Origin of the sequence: Cellulomonas fimi (assembly GCF_028527925.1) — a bacterium.
GTDB lineage: Bacteria > Actinomycetota > Actinomycetes > Actinomycetales > Cellulomonadaceae > Cellulomonas > Cellulomonas fimi_C.
On the sequence record NZ_JAPESW010000101.1, the window covers coordinates 1 to 2,330 of the forward strand.

General features: G+C 69.5%; 2 protein-coding genes. Both read right to left on the reverse strand.

All coding sequences use genetic code 11. The features are described from left to right. Window positions 1-938 (reverse strand): carbohydrate ABC transporter permease (locus tag OMK64_RS19870; RefSeq protein ID WP_272730082.1); only part of this gene is annotated, 938 nt, incomplete at its 3' end. A gap of 113 nt (window positions 939-1,051) precedes the next feature. Next, on the reverse strand, window positions 1,052-2,330 hold a 1,279-nt coding region (locus tag OMK64_RS19875), incomplete at its 5' end, for an extracellular solute-binding protein (RefSeq protein ID WP_272730083.1).

Consider the following 2,330-nt stretch of genomic DNA (forward strand, 5'->3'; position numbering starts at 1 on the left):
AGCTCGTCCTCCTTGAGCATCTGCCGGATGTAGAACCCGGTCAGGGCGAGCGTGATGACGAGCATGATCGTGGCCAGCGCACCGGCCTTCGAGAACTCGTCGGAGTACGAGTAGATGAGGGTGCCGAGCAGGTTCGTCTCCCGCGTGGGCGCGCCGGCGCGCTGCAGGACGTAGATCTGCGTGAACACCTTGAGGTCCCAGATGACCTGCAGCAGCAGGACGATCGACAGGACGGGCCGCATGATCGGGATCGTGATGCGCCAGAACCGCTGCCGCGCGGAGGCACCGTCGAGCTGCGCGGCCTCCATCGTCTCCTCCGGGACCTGCAGCAGGCCCGCGTAGACGGAGAACACGACGAACGGCACCGACATCCAGACGACGATCACCGTCGCGACGACGTAGAAGGACAGCGGCTGCACGATCCAGGAGTGCCCGGCCATCGAGTCGAGACCCAGGACGTTCACGAGCACCCAGTTGATGACGCCGTACTGCGTGTCGAACAGCCACTGCCACACGGTCATCGACGCGAGGACGGGCGTGCCCCATGCGAGCAGCAGCGCGACCTGCAGCGTCATGCGTGCGGCGCGCCCGACGCGGGCCATGAGCACCGCGAGCGCCATGCCGATCACCATCGTGAGGGCGGCGTTGACGAGGCAGAACGCGATGGACCGGGCGATCACGGTCCAGACGTAGGGGTCGGACAGGAGGTCCGTGTAGTTCTGCAGGCCGACCCACTCGGCGGGCTGGCCGAACTGCTGGCGCAGCCCGTACTCCTGGAAGGAGATGACGAACTGCCGGACGAGGGGGTAGCCGAGGGCGACGGCGATGACGGCGGCGGCGGGGACGAGCAGTCCGTAGACGCCGAACGGGGGCCGGCGACGGCGGACCGGCGTGGCCGGGGCGTCGGGCGCGTCCGTCGCGAGGGCGGTGGCTGCCATGCGGGGGGCTCCTTCAGGGCGGCGGCCGGGCCGGGGCTGTGCGCCGGCGGCCCGGCCGCGCCTGACCGGGGCCGGCCGGGTCCGCCTCACGCGGGGCCCGGCCGGCCGGTGGATCAGTTGAGCGTGTCCTCGAGGAGCTGGTCCGCGTCAGCCGCGGCCTGCTCGACGGGGGTGCCCGTGGCGATCTTCTGGAAGAAGTCCTCCAGGACGCGGTCGCCCTCGACGTCGGCCCACTTCTCGGCGGCCGGGGTCAGCTTGGCGTTGATCGCGGCCGAGACCGCGGCCTGGGCGTAGACGTCGTCACCCATCGACGACGTGTACTCGGTGTTGCCCGGGATGAGGCCGTTCTGGCCGAGCATCTCCTGGAACTCGGGCGAGTAGATGATGCGGATGAGGTTCTTCGCGAGCTCCTGGTTCTTGGACTTCGCGGCCACCGCGATGTTCGAACCACCGGCGAAAGCAGTGGCGAACTCACCCTTGGTGGTGCCGGGCATCGCGAAGATGCCGGTGTGCTCCTCGTTGCAGGCCTGCTGCTCGGAGCGCAGCGCGTTGGCCTCGTCGGACTTGTCGTCGGGGTCGACGCCCTTGTTGCACTGCGGCAGGTCGATGCTCCAGCGCGCCCACGTCGGGGCCGAGAACATCGCGGCCTGGCCCGCGTTGAACGGGACCCACGGCTCGTTCGAGTCGGCGTCGGCCGGCGCGTTCGTCGCGTTCGCGAACAGGTCGGCGACCTGCTCGAGGCCCTCGACCGACTTCGGGTCGGACAGCGCGCCCTTCCACTGGTCGCCGTCCTTGACCGCGAAGTCGCCGCCGGCGGTGTACAGCCAGGTCGCGCCGTTGTACCAGTCCTGGCCGGGGAACCAGAAGCCGGAGACCGTGTCCGACTGCAGCTTCTTGGCGGCCTCGCCGAACTCCTCGATCGTCGTCGGGACCTCGACGCCCGCCGCCGCGAACATGTCCTTGTTGTAGAACACGGCGCGCGCGCCGGAGTAGTACGGCAGCGCGTAGTTCTTGTCGTCCACCTTGCCGGCCTCGACGAAGCCGTCGAGCAGCTTGGCGCCGCCGACCTCCTCGTACAGGTCGGTGATGTCCGAGAACGCGCCCGCGTAGGTGAACGTCGCGGACTGGGTGTTGCCGATCTCGACGACGTCCGGCGTCTGCTCCTCCGAGGCGAGCGCGGTCTGCAGGCGCGGCACGAGGCCGCTCCAGTCCTGCTCCTCGATGACGAGCTTCGAGCCGGGGTTCTCCTTCTCGAACGTGGTCACGAGGTACTCGCGGAGCGCGTCACCGGTGTCGGTGCCGTTGAGCCACAGCTTGATCGTGGCGGGCGCCGGGGTGCTGCCCTCGGTCGCGTCGTCCGAGCCTCCGTCGCCCTGGCTGCACGCCGTGAGG